The organism is Ruegeria sp. BHSA123 (assembly GCF_059613425.1).
In genome coordinates this window covers 48,323-62,345 of sequence record NZ_JBXWSL010000017.1, presented here as the reverse complement: position 1 = coordinate 62,345, position 14,023 = coordinate 48,323, and the positions used below count along the sequence as shown (strand labels likewise).

The following is a 14,023-nucleotide window of genomic DNA, read 5'->3' as shown; positions in this document are numbered from 1 at the left end:
GCCTGCTGCCGGTCCAGACCCTCGATAAATTGCGTCATCAACAACCTCCGTACCGAATACGGAAATTATACCATCAGTCCGGTCAAAATAGGGGAGTTTTCACACACCCTCTCCGCTCAGCGGACCCCCATGAGATTAACAGAGAATGCCCGGTTCGAACCCATTCGGACTTTACTATGTTTCTGTGCTAGTTTGGAAATGTTGTGCGCGCCGTCGCATTGGAGGTTATCCACATGGCACATATTGCGCTGTTGCGGTCCATGTATTCGATGAAGGGTCGCCCAGTTGTTGATATCGGAGCGGGGGATGGCGTGTACTCAAAGCAACTTCATGCGGAGGGTGCACATGTAACCGCCATCGAAATTGACCCCGCCAAAGTATCGAATGCGAAATCAAACTTGCCACCCGACGTTGATGTTCGACTAGGAACGGCAGAAAACTTGCCTTTGGAAACAGACTCACAGCAGTTGGCCTGTTTCTTCTTTTCTCTACATCACGTGCCAGCCAATCTGCACGAAGCCGCCTTCGATGAAGTTCGCCGGGTTTTGAGGCAAAACGGTCGATTGCATGTGGTCGAACCTTATCCGTATGGAACAATGTTTGACGTAGTTCGGATGGTCGAAGACGAGACGTCTGTGCGTACAAACTCCCACAACGTTTTGAATCGACTCGATAAAGACCAAAGCTACAGCTTGTTGGCCAAAAATGAGTATGTTTTGACCCGGGAGTACCCAACTTTTGAGTACTTTTTGGATAAGATCGTGCGACCTGATCCTGACCGGTATTCACAGTACGAAGCAGTGGCTTCCGATATGCGGCAAACTTTTGAAAGCGTCATCGAAAGCGTCGATGGCAAGCGCGTCCTACATCAACCGTGCGCATCATATCACTACCAAGTTTTCACCTAGAGTTTTGACGGCCCAGTGTCCTAATTGTCCGCAAAGTTGACGCTCCGAACTAAAACACCCTCGCAGCATTCAGCGAGGGTGTTTTCTGTGTAAGAGCCCGTTACGCCTTGCGTCGTTCTTGACTATGCAACGCCTCTGCCCTTTTCACGTTCCATAGACATGATTTAGGTTCTTGTGTTCGCAACTACCGCCGCCGGTCGCGGCGCGAACTCATGGGTTGGAAGGCCACGCCAACATGCGCCTCGCAATAGGGTTTGCCTGCTTCAACCGGCAGGCCGCAGAACCAGAAATCCTCGGTCGCGGGGTCGCCCACGGGCCACTTGCAGGTTTTCTCGGTCAGTTCCATCAGCGTCAGCTTCTTGGCTTTCTTCTCGATCTCGTTGACCTTGGCCAGCGCCTCGGGGCTGATCTCGTTGGCCGAGGGCTGCGGCGGCAGCGGCTGACCGGCCGGGATGATCTGGCGGCGGGCCGGAACGGCGGGTTTCGCCTCGGCAGCAGCAGCCGGGCGCGCCGGTTCTGTCTTTGGCATGGGTCTGGGCTTGGCTTCGGCCTTGGGCGCGGGTGCCGGTTTCTCTTTCGGTTCGGACTTGGCCGGGGCTGCGCCTGCTGTCCGGTTGGACAGGCCCAGGCGGTGGACCTTGCCAATCACCGCGTTGCGGGTCACGCCACCCAGTTCCTTGGCGATCTGGCTGGCCGACTGGCCTTCGCCCCACATCTTCTTCAGCAGTTCTACGCGCTCGTCTGTCCAGGACATCGTCAGCCTTTCAAAAGCGGAAAGCGGCCCCGGATTCGGGCCGCCTTGGGAATTCGTCTCAGCCCCCTATTCTAAACACTGCGGCCCGAGTTACAAGCTGTCTTCGAATCAGGTTGAGGGCAAAGCATGCAGAATCCCGCAGAACAGACCGCACGCAGCTTTGGAGCGGTCAACTGGATGGGGCTTTACACGCTGGCGCAGCGCGAAATCCGGCGCTTTCTTTCGGTCTGGACCCAGACCGTTCTGGCGCCTCTGGTCACGGCTGGCCTGTTCCTGCTGATCTTCACAATCGCCATTGGGCCCAGCCGCCCTGACGTCATGGGCGTGCCGTTTGTGGTGTTTCTGGCACCGGGGATCCTGATGATGACGGTGATCCAGAACGCCTTTGCCAATACCTCCTCTTCGATGGTGATTGCCAAGGTGCAGGGCAATATCGTCGACACGCTGATGCCGCCGCTGTCCCCGCTCGAGATCCTGCTGGGGTATCTTGCCGGTGGCATCGCCCGTGGCCTGATGATCGCGCTGGTGATTTCGATTGCGTTGCTGGTTTTGCTGTCCATCGCGCCCCAGCACCCGTTGATTGCGCTGATCTTTGTTGTTCTGGGTGGCGCATTCATGGGCGCGCTGGGCCTCTTTGCCGGGATCTTTGCGAACAAGTTCGACCAGATGGCCGCGATCACCAACTTCATCGTCACACCTCTGGCCTTCCTGTCGGGCACCTTCTATTCGGTCGAGGCGCTGCCTTCTGTCCTGAACCGCCTGACCCACCTGAACCCGGTCTTCTACCTGATCGATGGGCTGCGTTACGGCATGATCGGCGTGTCCGACAGCTCTCCGTGGTTGGGCATGGCGGTTTGTGGTTTTGCCACGCTGGCCATCGGGCTGATCACCTGGCAGATGCTGCGTACCGGCTATCGGCTTAAGGCTTAACCGGGCTCTGCCAGCCTATCGGGCGACAGGGCAGGCTTGGGTTCGCCCAGCCGCGGATGCAAGCGGGCCGAGACAGCCCATGCCCCAAACAAAGCAATCCCGCCTGCCGCGAACACACCGGCCACCGGTGCCGCCAGCAAGACCAGAGCTGCAATACCGGGCGTCAGAATGCCCGAGACATCGCGGTAACTGGAATAAATCGCCGACATCTCGGTTCGCTCAGACGGTTTCACGGCCATTAGGAAGGGCAATCCGGCGCAGATATCCAGAACGATCAGCCAGACAGACCCCAGAACCAGCGCAGCGACCGAGGCGACCGGCCATCCCGCGACCAATCCGGCTGCGAAGAAGCAGCCCCCCGCGGCGGCAAACCCGATGCGAACAGCAGACCTGAGCGACCGCGTCTGGACCCAGCGCAGGATCAACGGGGCGGCCAGCAGCATGGCGTTTGTGCACGACAGAAGGATGCCGCCCAGTTGTTCTCCCAGCCCGTTTTGGATGGCGAAAATGGGCAGGTAGACCACATATATCCACCACCCGCAGGACCGGATCATTGCAAACAGATATCCGGCAACCAATCTGGGTTGAACAAAGAACCGGGGAAGAAAGGCCAACGGGTTGTTGGCCGGACCACGGGCCTTGGTGATCAGCTTGCCATTGCCCAGACGCATGCGCCAGAACTGCGCCAGCATGACCAGCGCTGCACCGGCACTGATGACAAACGGGGCAGGGTGCCACAGCTCCATCAGCAGGACACCGGCCATTGGGCCGCCCGTCCATCCCAAAGCGCTGTAGAACATGCGGCTGGTCTCGCACCGGCCAAGTTCGATCTTGCTGATGTAATCCAGCACATAGGTGTTGAAGCAGATGAAAGTGACAACCGTGGCCATGGTATTTAGGGCCAATGCGCCGACCACGGCCTCGGGGCTGCCCTCGATCGCCAGCGATGCACCACAGATGAACATGACACAACCGGTGGAATAGGCCCATCTGCGCGGTACAAAACGGATCAGGAACGGCACCATCAACCCGACCAGCAGGGACAGGATGCCAATCAGGAAATACAGGAATGACACGGACGAGGCATCGCCCAGCGCCCGGTACATCGCCAGCGGAAAGACTGAAATCAGGATGCCACGCACGATGGCTTCAATCCCGGCCAGAATCCCAAAATCGCGAACTGATGGGGCAGGCGCGTGGCGGACCCATTCAGGTATTCGGCGTTCATGCATGACAAACTCGCAAATCAACTCAGCCCAGAATGCGCCTGCTGCTTTGCCGTTCATGGGGGTTTGCGACACAAAGGTCGCCCCTGAACCGCAAGGACGGTTTTTTCTGTCAGGTCCGGCGGTTTACTGCCTCGCGCCAGACCAGGATCAGCCCTCCGGTCAGAATCGTGACCGCGCCAATCAGACTGATCCGGTCGGGGATCACATCAAACACCGCAAAATCGTACAGCGCGGCGAAAATCAACGTGGCATAGCTGATCGGGGCCACGAATGACGCGTCCGCCCGTGCCATGCCGTTGATGAAACAAACCTGCGCGCAGGCCATCAGCAGGCCGATCCCCACCAGTGCAACCCATTGCTGCGGCGTAGGCATTTGAAACACAAAGCTGACCGCGACCGTAGCGATCACCAGCCCCATCGTGTTGTTGATCAGCAGAATCTGGATCGGAGCCTCGCGCCCCGACAGTTTCTTGATAAAGATCAGCTCCATCCCGATAAACGCCGCCGCAGCCAGCGCCAGAAGGGCGGCGGGCTGAAAACTTGCAGGTGTCGGGCGCAGCAGGATCACCGCACCCACAAGGGCCACGGCCGCCGCCAGCCAACGCCACCGGCCGACCCGCTCCCCCAATAGCGGAATGGCCAGTACCATACCAAAGACAGGGTTCAGAAAGGAAATCGCCGTCGCATCCGCCATCGGAATGAACGCAACAGACGCGAACATCAACGTCACCCCGGCCCAGCCAAAGCTGGTTCGCCCGACATGCAGCCCCCAATGGGGCCGTCCCAGCCGGGGGCGAAGCACTGCGACCGCCGACAGGATGGCAAACAGAGCAAACAGAAACCGCCCGTGACTGATCTGCATCGCGTGCAAGGGAGGCCCGAGTGTCTCCGTCCCCAACGCCTTGGCCAACAGCGTCGTCGCCGCGATAAAGGCGGTCGCGACAAAGATCAGCCCTGCGGCCACAGCAGGATTTTGCGCCTTCGGGGTGAACATGGGCGAAAGCGGTGCGCCAAAACGGGGGCCTTGGCAAGACGCAAATCTGCGCTCAGCGCAAAACCGGAGGGGCAGCCAGCGCCGCCTTGGCTTGTTTGAGGCTGTTCAAAAACCGCTCTGCCCGTGCGATCCGTGCTTCGACCTCGTCAATCCGGTCCTGCAAAAACGCCTCGCCGTCAAAGCTGTCGGGATCGGCGGCTTCCAACTGCTCCAGCAACATGACCAGCTCTGCAATGCTGATGCCTGCCGCCTGTGCATCTGCAACTTGCTCCAGCGTGATCAGCGCTTCTTCGGGATAGTCGCGATAGCTGTTGGTGTTGTCCGGCCCCGGAGCTGACCGGATCAGCCCTTGGCGTTCATAAAACCTCAGCGTGTCACGGCTCAGCCCGCTGCGCCGCGCAAGTTCCCCGATCCGCATGTTTCAAAACCGTTGACTCAACTCCATGGTTTTGATCCTATGTCAGACAGTTATTCTCTGCAAGGACAAGCACCATGGGTCCCAAATGCCAAAGTTGCGGCATGCCGCTGTCAAAAGACCCCCAGGGCGGCGGGTCCGAAGCTGGCGGCGGGCGCAGCACGCGTTACTGCTCGCTGTGTTACGAAAACGGTGCGTTCCGCCATCCCGACGCATCGCTGGAAGAGTTTCAGTCTCACTGCGTCGATGCCCTTGTCGCCAAAGGCATGCCCCGCATCCTTGCCTGGGCTTTCACCCGCGGCATGGGCAAGCTCGACCGCTGGCGCTCGGCGTAATGATCCGGTGGCAATTTTGACCCTGCGGCAATAATGGGGTTTTCAGGCTGTCTTTTCACGTCTATAGAGCGGCCATGATCAAACGCGCACATATCCAGTTGCTCCGACGCCGACGCCGCTCTGCGTAATCGGCCTGTTTGATCCCATGTGCCTGCCAAATTGGCACAATTCTCACCAAATCTGTTGACGAAGCGGGCCTTAGTGTATCACTCACGAGGCTCAAACGACCCGAAAAGGATGATCCCATGATCCCGTCCGTTCTGCCGACCTATAACCGCGCGCCCTTGTCATTTGTAAAGGGCGAAGGCGCCTGGCTGACTGAAGCGGATGGCCGACGTTTTCTGGACCTCGGCGCAGGGATCGCGGTGAACGCGCTGGGCCATGCCCATCCGGCGCTGGTGGCCGCCCTGACGGAACAGGCCCACGCGCTGTGGCATGTCTCGAACCTCTACAACATCCCGCAACAGCAGGCACTGGCAGACAAGCTGGTCGAACACACCTTTGCGGATACGGTATTCTTCACGAATTCCGGCACCGAAGCCTGTGAACTGGCCGTGAAGATGGCCCGCAAGTATTTCTATGACAAAGGCCAGCCCGAACGGGTTGAGATCATCACCTTCGACGGCTCGTTCCATGGCCGGTCGTCGGCGGGCATCGCAGCGGCCGGGTCCGAGAAGATGACCAAAGGCTTTGGCCCGCTTTTGCCGGGCTTTGTCCACGTCACCTTTGGCGATCTCGACGGTGTCACCAACGCCATCACCGAAAATACCGCAGCCATCCTGATCGAACCGATTCAGGGCGAGGGCGGCATCCGCCCCGTGCCCGATGCCGAGCTCAAGGCCCTGCGCGCCATTTGCGACGAACACGGTCTGCTGCTGATCCTGGACGAGGTGCAATGCGGCGTCGGTCGTACCGGCAGGCTCTTCGCCCATGAATGGGCGGGGATCACCCCGGATATCATGATGGTCGCCAAAGGCATCGGCGGTGGTTTCCCCCTCGGCGCCGTGCTGGCAACCGAAGACGCGGCATCCGGCATGACCGCAGGCACGCATGGCTCCACCTATGGCGGCAACCCGCTGGGCTGTGCCGTGGGCTGTGCGGTGATCGATCAGGTCGCCACACCCGCCTTCCTCGAAGGTGTCAACCGCAAGGCTGGTCTGTTGCGCCAGAAACTCGAAGGTCTGGTTGCCGATCACCCCGAGGTTTTCGAAGAGGTGCGCGGATCGGGCCTGATGCTCGGCCTGAAATGCAAGGCGCCAAATATCGACGTGGTCAATGCGGGCTATGACAATCTGGTCATCACCGTCCCTGCCGCCGACAACGTCATCCGCCTGCTGCCGCCCCTGACCCTGACCGAGGATGACATCGCCCAGGCCATGATCCGCCTCGAAAAGGCCGCCAATCAGATCGAAACCCAGCTCGCAACTGCCTGAGCTTCATCTTTTCCCAAATACTCCGGGGGTGTGGGGGCTGGCCCCCACCGCCCGACCAGCCAAAAGCGAAGCGATATGAATCACTTTCTCGACATCCACAAAACCGATGCCACCGCGTTGCGGTCCATGATCGATCAGGCGGGCGCGATGAAACAGGCGCGTCTGGGCCGTCCCAAGGCCGCCCCTGACGACGAACAGCCGCTGAAAGACCGCATGGTCGCGCTGATCTTCGAAAAGCCCTCGACCCGGACGCGCGTGTCCTTTGACGTCGGTGTACGCCAAATGGGCGGCCAGACCATGGTGCTGTCGGGCAAGGACATGCAGCTGGGTCACGGCGAAACTATTGCCGATACCGCCCGTGTGCTGTCGCGTTATGTCGACATGATCATGATCCGCACCTTCGATGAGACCATCCTGACCGAAATGGCCGAGTATTCCGACGTGCCCGTCATCAACGGTCTGACCGATCGTACCCATCCCTGCCAGATCATGGCCGACGTGCTGACGTTCGAGGAACACCGCGGCCCCATCGCCGGCAAGAAAGTGGTCTGGACCGGTGATGGCAACAATGTCTGCGCCTCGTTCCTGCACGCGGCGGGTCAATTCGGCTTCGATCTGACCTTCAGTGGCCCGGCCCAGCTTGATCCGGAAGAAGAATTCTTGGGGTTTGCCCGCCAGAAGGGTTCCAGAGTCGTCATCGAACGGGACCCACACAAAGCGGTCGAGGGCGCGGATCTGGTGGTTGCCGACACCTGGGTTTCGATGCATGACAGCCAATCCGCCAAGGAACGTCGCCACAACATGCTGCGCCCCTATCAGGTCAACGCGGAACTCATGTCACATGCCAAACCCGACGCGCTGTTCATGCACTGCCTGCCCGCGCATCGTGAGGAAGAAGCAACCTCCGAGGTCATGGACGGCCCGAACTCGGTCATCTTCGATGAGGCCGAAAACCGCCTGCACGCACAAAAGGCCGTAATACGCTGGTGTCTGGGCGTTTAAGATCAACTTGCAGTTTCGAGAGGGCCATCAGGCTCTCTCATGACCCCCGGAGCATTCAATGCCTCACGTTACCCTGGAATTCTCCAAATCTCTGGACGACACCCATGATTTCCAGATGATTTGCGAGCGGCTGCATACCGTTCTCGCAAAACATGATGAAATCGACGCCTCAGCGCTCAAGATCCGCGCCGCGCCGATTGCCTATTCCTACGTCGGAACGCAACCGCAGACCTTCGTGCATGCCACGCTGCTGTTGATGCGCGGACGGGATGAGGCCACGCGGGCCGAGCTTAACGCGATCATTCTGGAAGTTCTGGCCCAGACCATGCCCGAGGTCGGCAGCATCACCGTGCAGGATGTCGAGATGACCCGCGCCACCTATGCAAAGCGGCTGGCAGGTTGACGCGGACCCGGTAGCGTGCCTCGGGGGTTTAACGCCGATGCACCTCCCAAATCCGCAACTTGGCGAGTGTTCCCACGCTCACCAATACCACCAGCGCGCACAGAGCGACCTTGGTCATCGTCTCCATCGTACCTTCGATCAACAGTGCGTGAATGACGCTACCCAGAATGGTTACCATGGCCAGTCCTGCATGGCCCAGGCGCCAGACCCGAAACCGCAAGTTTAGTCGCTGCCGAAAATTCCCCATTGCCGCCGCCGCAAAACCCGCCCACATGGCGATGACCCCCCATGTCGAAAAAGGTGTTGCAGACACGAAAAGCAATGCGTCCGCCACATCAGGCGGGCTTGTGATCCACAAGCCGGTCACATGGATCATAATGCTTGCAGCAAGGGCCAAGCCACACCGCCTGTGCCAATGGCGGCTGTTGACCGGAGAAAGTCCGGGCAACCAACGCCCGGCCAGCAAGGGTTGCAGAAGAAGAAGACACATCCCGATGATGCCTGCGAAACCGGCGACGATGTAAACCGGCTCTCGCCACGCCAGATAGGGGCTGAAAGCCGCTGCTACGACCGGTGCCAGAAGTGCGGCGATCAATGCCGCCCAGATCGCAACGCGCTTTAACACCTGTCAGACAGGTTGCAGCACGAAATGTGCAGCAAGGCTTTTGTCCTTTGCGCTCGCCATCACAGGGCGCAGGAACACAGTCTCAAATTCACCGCTGTCATAGGCCAGATGCCCGTGCGGTTGACCAAAAGCAGGCACAATCTGAGGCATTTCCAACCGGAATTCTCCGTTCGCATCGGTTAGTGTCGCCCCATGGCTGCGCTGGTCACGTTCATGCCCCTCGGTCGTGTGGGCCCATATCTGGATGCGCTGGCCGGGCAGGGGGGCTCCGTCGCCCGCGCGCCGCACGGTGCCGGTCATCCAGAACCCGCCGCCGCCGATGCGCTTCACGATCGGCGCACCGGGCCTGTAATTGTTCGACCCGCCCCGCATCGACGGTGTCGGCGCAAGACCGGCGGCGTGCGCAGGTGTGAAAATGCCGATCATACCGGCTGCAAGTGTACCAATCCCTGTCGCAACAAACTTGCGGCGGTTGATTTCGAGTCGGGCCATTGCATCCACTCCTGTCGGTTGAATCCCATCTTCGACTGGCTTCCCTGAACCGGCGACACCCGATGTCTAAAGATAGCACGATTGTTCATGATTCCGAGAGTCGCGAAGGAGCGTGCCAAATACGCCATTCCACGCCTTTGTGAGTATCTGCAAATCGCTCCAGGGACTTCACGATCATTGTGCAAAAATGCACTTTTCATGCGATACTTTCCCAATACCTTCAGCATGGGCGAACATGAAGCCGTCTCGCAGGACCAAAAAAGGAGATCAGGATTGAGTTGGAACCCCACCCATGACCCCGAATGCGCCTCCGAAAAAAATGCGCTGGAAACGCTCATCATTCCCCGCGCCCGCGATCTGGGCGGGTTCGAGGTGCGCCGCGCGCTGCCCTCGGTCAAACGCCAACTGGTTGGCCCGTTCATCTTCTTCGATCAGGTCGGCCCGGCAGAATTTGTCACCGAAGGCGGCATTGACGTGCGTCCGCCCCCCCATATCGGGCTGGGAACCGTCACTTACCTCTATCAGGGCGAATTCGAACATCGCGACAGCCTCGGCACTCACCAGATGATTTACCCCGGCGAGGTCAACTGGATGGTTGCAGGCCGTGGCGTGACCCATTCCGAGCGCACCAGCGAAGAAACGCGCGGTAAAGGCCACAAGCTGTTCGGCATTCAGACCTGGCTTGCCCTGCCCGAAACGCATGAGGATATGACCCCCGAGTTCGAACACCACAAGCAAGGCGCGCTGCCCCATATCCAAGACAAGGGCGTCAGCGCACGGCTGATCCTCGGCACTGCTTATGGCGAATCCAGCCCCGTGACGATGCTGTCCGAGACCTTTTATCTGGATGTTGAACTCGCCCCCGGCGCGACTTTCCCGCTGCCCGACGACCATGAGGATCGCGGTGTCTATGTCACGCAAGGATCAATCGAGATTGCTGGCGACACATTCGACGAAGGCCGCATGATGGTGTTCCGCCCCGGTGACAGGTTGTCGGCCCGAGCGGGTCCGCAAGGTGCGCGGCTGATGCTGCTGGGCGGCGCTACCCTGAATAAGGATCGCTATATCTGGTGGAATTTCGTGTCATCCTCGAAAGAAAAGATCGAGACGGCGATTCATGAGTGGAAAAGCGCCGATTGGGTCAGTGGCGCGTTCCACCTTCCGGCAGGGGATAACCGCGAATTTATTGCCATTTCGGAACAGCTTGAGCGCACAAAGCCCCGGCTGGCCCGCCCGCGAGCGGCGTCAGCGGCGGGTGGGCTTGTGTAACCGTCCGTTTGCGGTGATCCTTTCTGGTATACCAGAGGGGGTATCATGAAACTTGTCATCGCAGGCGCGGGCAGCATCGGCTGCTACTGCGGCGGTTTACTGGCCCGCTCGGGGCATGCGGTGACCTTGCTGGGCCGTGCCCGTGTACTGGACCCCATCCGCGAACATGGGCTGACGGTCACGAATTACGATGGCCTCAATTACCATGTTGCGGCGGAAGCCCTGACACTCAGAACGGATCCCGCCTGCCTGGATCAGGCCGAGCTGGTCATTGTCACCGTCAAATCCGGGGCAACGGCGGATATGGCCGGTCATATCGCGGACGCCGCCTGTCGGGATGCGCCCGTCCTGTCCTGGCAAAACGGGATCGAGAATGCGGCGACCCTGCGCAAGGCGCTGCCCGGTCGCGATGTGCGCGCGGGAATGGTCCCCTTCAACGTGGTCCCGAACGGCCCCGCCACCTATCACCGGGCCACATCAGGCGAAATTGTGATCCAGAACGGCCCCGGCGACCTGGCCACCGCCCTCAGCAGCCCGGACCTGCCCGTTATCGCAAGTGACCGGATCGAGGCGGTGCAATGGGGCAAGCTGGTGATCAACCTGAACAACGCGCTGAACGCGCTGTCAGGCCTGCCGCTTGTGGATCAGCTGCTCAGCCGTGACTGGCGCAACCTCATGGCCGACCAGATGGCCGAGGCGCTGTCCGTTCTCAAGGCGGCCGGGCATCCGGTGGCCTCGACAACGCCGCTTCCGGCGTGGCTGACGCCGCATATCCTGCGCCTGCCGACACCTTTGTTCAGCCGGATCGCGGCGCGGATGCTCACCATCGACCCCACCGCCCGGACCTCGATGGCCTATGACCTGATGGCCGAGCGGCAAACGGAAATCGACAGCCTTCAGGGCCATATCATTCGGCTGGGACACGAGACCGGGGTGCCCACCCCCCTGTGCACAAAAGTGTCTGACCTGATCAAACACGCGCCTGATCATCCGCTGTCCCCGGAACAGATCAGGCTCTGATCCCGGTCGTCAGACGAGGCCGGTCAGTATCCAGAAAATCACGGCCGACATGGCGGCGGCGGCGGGCACGGTCACGACCCAGGCTGCAATGATCGTCATGAAATGCGACCGCCGCACCAGCTTGCGCCGCCGGAATTCTTCGGGGGCCAGCTTCTGCGCTGTCGCGTTTCTCCCATTGTTCTGCTTCCGCCTGCGATCCGACTGCCATTCGCGATAGAACCCGACGCCAAAGATTGCGCCAACGGCGATATGCGTGGAACTGACCGGCAGGCCCAGCCAGCTGGCCACAATGACAGTGATCGCCGCCGACAGTGCGACGCAAAAGGCCCGCATCGGGTTCAGCTTGGTGATCTGGCTGCCGACCATCCGGATCAGCTTGGGCCCGAACAGAAACAGGCCGAACGATATCCCGAACGCGCCGATGATCATCACCCATAACGGGATCGAAACCTTTTGGGCGAAATCTCCGAACTCAGCCGCGTGGACAATCGCCGCCAGAGGGCCGACCGCGTTGGCCACATCATTGGCGCCGTGGGCAAAACTCAGAAACGCGGCCGATATCACCAATGGCAGGCCGAACAGGGTTTTCAGCGACCGGGTCCGGTTCTCCATCCCCTCGGATTTGCGGCGTACCCAGGGAACCGTCAGCGCCCAGACCAGCACGCCGCTGCCCAGACCGATCAGCAGCGCCACCTCCAGTTCGATCTTCACGATCCGCTTCAGACCCTTGACCGACAGATAGGTGGCAAACGCTGCCGCCATCACCGCCACAAGGATCGGCACCCAACGCCGCGCGGCGGCGATCTTGTCGTCCTGATACTGGATCTTGGTCTTGATCAGCGCCAGGAACCCAGCCGCGATCACGCCGCCAAGAACCGGAGAGATCACCCAGCTGGCGGCAATCGCGCCCATCGTGCCCCAGCTCACCGCGCTCAGACCGGCAGCGGCAATCCCCGCGCCCATGACCCCGCCCACAACCGAATGCGTTGTCGACACTGGCGCACCGATCCAGGTCGCCAGATTGACCCACATGGCGGACGAGATCAGCGCCGCCATCATGGCCCAGATGAACACATTGGTGTTCTGCACCGAGGCCGGGTCGATGATCCCCTTCGAGATGGTCGAGACGACGTCGCCTCCCGCAAGCAAAGCGCCCGCGCTTTCGGCAACGGCGGCGATCACGATGGCACCGCCCATGGTCAGCGCGTTCGCACCCACCGCGGGACCCATGTTGTTGGCCACGTCATTGGCACCGATGTTGATCGCCATATAGGCTCCGAACGCGGCGGCAGCCACGACGATATAGGTGCCGTCGGCCCGACCGAACAGCACCGCCGCCATCAATCCGGCAAGCACCATGAACGCCAGTGCAATTCCCGGCGCCAGCAGCGGGCGGGCGACATGAAGATTGGCGATTTCTACGCGCGAGATGCGTTGCAGGTCGCTGTCAAGCGACTGCCAGCGCGGTTTTGAATTTGTGTCAGACATGGGCTTGGTCAAAGTTTCGCAGATCGCCCGCAGCTAACGGTTTCCCGGTTCAGGGGCAAGCGCGCAGCCATCAAATTGTTGCGAAACGGCTACATCTGTCGCAGCAGCGCCTGCAACTCGAGCTCCTGCACCCGTTTGGCGGCTTCTGCCGGTGAAAACCACTGACGTTTGCGCTTATCCACTTCGGGAAAATCATCGGCAAGTTCTCGCACGGAAACCCGGTAGACGCGGGTCAGGACCGACTGTGCTGATCCCCCCTTGAAGATCTTGTCATAGGTGAATTGGCCGATGGGCTCCTTGTCGACCGCTTCTGCACGCACGCCAGCCTCTTCCCACGCCTCCAGCAGGGCCGTCTCCAACCCGTCCAGACCATTGACAGGCCAGCCCTTCGGGATGATCCAGCGCCCGGTTTCGCGGCTGGTGATCAGCAGAACCTCGTCCTGATCCTCGTGCTTGCGCGTGCACAGGGCCGCAAACTGCACCCTTTGGGGACGCAGGAATAAGGGGCGTCCGACCTCTTCCCAGATATTTTGCAGCCAAGCACTCATGATATGTTCTTCAAATCCTGTTTCTGTCTTCGAAACCTGTGTGACGTAACAACAATAATGCCAGACTTCAATGAAATGTCCGCTTATTTCTGATTATGACCGGTTCTTCGGTCAATCTACTGTGATTTGTGAGATTTCGTGCAACAGCCCCGAAAGCCTGAGCCGCTTGCCGGAAGCA

Annotated in this window: 16 protein-coding genes; 8 read left to right on the top strand and 8 right to left on the bottom strand. The window is 60.0% G+C overall.

The annotated features are described in order from the left end of the window. Positions 1 to 233 precede the first annotated feature (233 nt). On the top strand, positions 234 to 908 hold the full coding sequence (locus AC2FNC_RS11380; protein ID WP_496715381.1) for a class I SAM-dependent methyltransferase: 675 nt from the start codon (positions 234 to 236) through the stop codon (positions 906 to 908). 184 nt (positions 909 to 1,092) lie between these two features. Here AC2FNC_RS11380 and AC2FNC_RS11375 read toward each other — a convergent pair whose 3' ends face one another. Continuing rightward, entirely contained in the window at positions 1,093 to 1,662 is a 570-nt protein-coding gene (locus AC2FNC_RS11375; RefSeq protein ID WP_267363457.1) for a GcrA family cell cycle regulator, read from the bottom strand. Between the two features lie 126 nt (positions 1,663 to 1,788). On the opposite strand from AC2FNC_RS11375, the gene AC2FNC_RS11370 reads away from it, so the two are divergent. Further along, complete coding sequence (locus AC2FNC_RS11370; RefSeq protein WP_480624044.1) at positions 1,789 to 2,592, top strand: ABC transporter permease; 804 nt, start codon at positions 1,789 to 1,791, stop codon at positions 2,590 to 2,592. On the opposite strand, the gene AC2FNC_RS11365 is transcribed toward AC2FNC_RS11370, so the two are convergent. The 3 genes from AC2FNC_RS11365 to AC2FNC_RS11355 all read right to left on the bottom strand — a co-directional run bounded on the left by AC2FNC_RS11365 (position 2,589) and on the right by AC2FNC_RS11355 (position 5,233). Then, entirely contained in the window at positions 2,589 to 3,824 is a 1,236-nt protein-coding gene (locus AC2FNC_RS11365) for an MFS transporter (RefSeq protein WP_480476807.1), read from the bottom strand. The genes AC2FNC_RS11370 and AC2FNC_RS11365 overlap by 4 nt on opposite strands. 106 nt (positions 3,825 to 3,930) lie before the next feature. Beyond that, positions 3,931 to 4,815 (bottom strand): DMT family transporter, encoded by an 885-nt coding sequence (locus tag AC2FNC_RS11360; protein WP_480473653.1) that lies wholly within the window; start codon positions 4,813 to 4,815, stop codon positions 3,931 to 3,933. Between the two features lie 52 nt (positions 4,816 to 4,867). Then, a complete protein-coding gene (locus tag AC2FNC_RS11355; protein WP_496715379.1) occupies positions 4,868 to 5,233 on the bottom strand; it encodes a MerR family transcriptional regulator in 366 nt (121 codons plus the stop codon). Positions 5,234 to 5,307: 74 nt separating this feature from the next. On the opposite strand from AC2FNC_RS11355, the gene AC2FNC_RS11350 reads away from it, so the two are divergent. The 4 genes from AC2FNC_RS11350 to AC2FNC_RS11335 all read left to right on the top strand — a co-directional run bounded on the left by AC2FNC_RS11350 (position 5,308) and on the right by AC2FNC_RS11335 (position 8,403). Then, complete coding sequence (locus AC2FNC_RS11350; RefSeq protein WP_480495119.1) at positions 5,308 to 5,565, top strand: zinc ribbon domain-containing protein; 258 nt, start codon at positions 5,308 to 5,310, stop codon at positions 5,563 to 5,565. A 245-nt stretch (positions 5,566 to 5,810) separates the two neighbouring features. Continuing rightward, positions 5,811 to 6,998 carry an aspartate aminotransferase family protein gene (locus AC2FNC_RS11345; protein ID WP_480473651.1) on the top strand — a complete coding sequence of 396 codons (1,188 nt, stop codon included), beginning with the start codon at positions 5,811 to 5,813 and terminating at the stop codon, positions 6,996 to 6,998. A 75-nt stretch (positions 6,999 to 7,073) separates the two neighbouring features. After that, positions 7,074 to 8,000 (top strand): ornithine carbamoyltransferase, encoded by a 927-nt coding sequence (gene argF / locus AC2FNC_RS11340; RefSeq protein WP_496715378.1) that lies wholly within the window; start codon positions 7,074 to 7,076, stop codon positions 7,998 to 8,000. 58 nt (positions 8,001 to 8,058) lie between these two features. Continuing rightward, on the top strand, positions 8,059 to 8,403 hold the full coding sequence (locus AC2FNC_RS11335) for a 5-carboxymethyl-2-hydroxymuconate Delta-isomerase (RefSeq protein WP_496715377.1): 345 nt from the start codon (positions 8,059 to 8,061) through the stop codon (positions 8,401 to 8,403). 28 nt (positions 8,404 to 8,431) lie between these two features. On the opposite strand, the gene AC2FNC_RS11330 is transcribed toward AC2FNC_RS11335, so the two are convergent. Together AC2FNC_RS11330 and AC2FNC_RS11325 are read right to left on the bottom strand one after the other, a co-directional pair. Continuing rightward, positions 8,432 to 9,028, bottom strand: coding sequence for a ferric reductase-like transmembrane domain-containing protein (locus AC2FNC_RS11330; RefSeq protein WP_496715376.1), 597 nt, complete (start codon positions 9,026 to 9,028; stop codon positions 8,432 to 8,434). A 3-nt stretch (positions 9,029 to 9,031) separates the two neighbouring features. Next, complete coding sequence (locus AC2FNC_RS11325) at positions 9,032 to 9,520, bottom strand: peptidase associated/transthyretin-like domain-containing protein (protein WP_496715375.1); 489 nt, start codon at positions 9,518 to 9,520, stop codon at positions 9,032 to 9,034. 273 nt (positions 9,521 to 9,793) lie between these two features. Here AC2FNC_RS11325 and AC2FNC_RS11320 point away from each other — a divergent pair, with 273 nt between their 5' ends. Together AC2FNC_RS11320 and AC2FNC_RS11315 are read left to right on the top strand one after the other, a co-directional pair. Then, complete coding sequence (locus tag AC2FNC_RS11320; protein WP_496715374.1) at positions 9,794 to 10,789, top strand: pirin family protein; 996 nt, start codon at positions 9,794 to 9,796, stop codon at positions 10,787 to 10,789. A 45-nt stretch (positions 10,790 to 10,834) separates the two neighbouring features. Beyond that, complete coding sequence (locus AC2FNC_RS11315) at positions 10,835 to 11,809, top strand: 2-dehydropantoate 2-reductase (protein WP_496715373.1); 975 nt, start codon at positions 10,835 to 10,837, stop codon at positions 11,807 to 11,809. A gap of 9 nt (positions 11,810 to 11,818) precedes the next feature. Here AC2FNC_RS11315 and AC2FNC_RS11310 read toward each other — a convergent pair whose 3' ends face one another. Together AC2FNC_RS11310 and AC2FNC_RS11305 are read right to left on the bottom strand one after the other, a co-directional pair. After that, positions 11,819 to 13,297, bottom strand: coding sequence for an inorganic phosphate transporter (locus AC2FNC_RS11310; RefSeq protein ID WP_480473642.1), 1,479 nt, complete (start codon positions 13,295 to 13,297; stop codon positions 11,819 to 11,821). An 89-nt stretch (positions 13,298 to 13,386) separates the two neighbouring features. After that, positions 13,387 to 13,845 (bottom strand): NUDIX hydrolase, encoded by a 459-nt coding sequence (locus AC2FNC_RS11305; protein ID WP_496715372.1) that lies wholly within the window; start codon positions 13,843 to 13,845, stop codon positions 13,387 to 13,389. Positions 13,846 to 14,023: the final 178 nt, after the last annotated feature.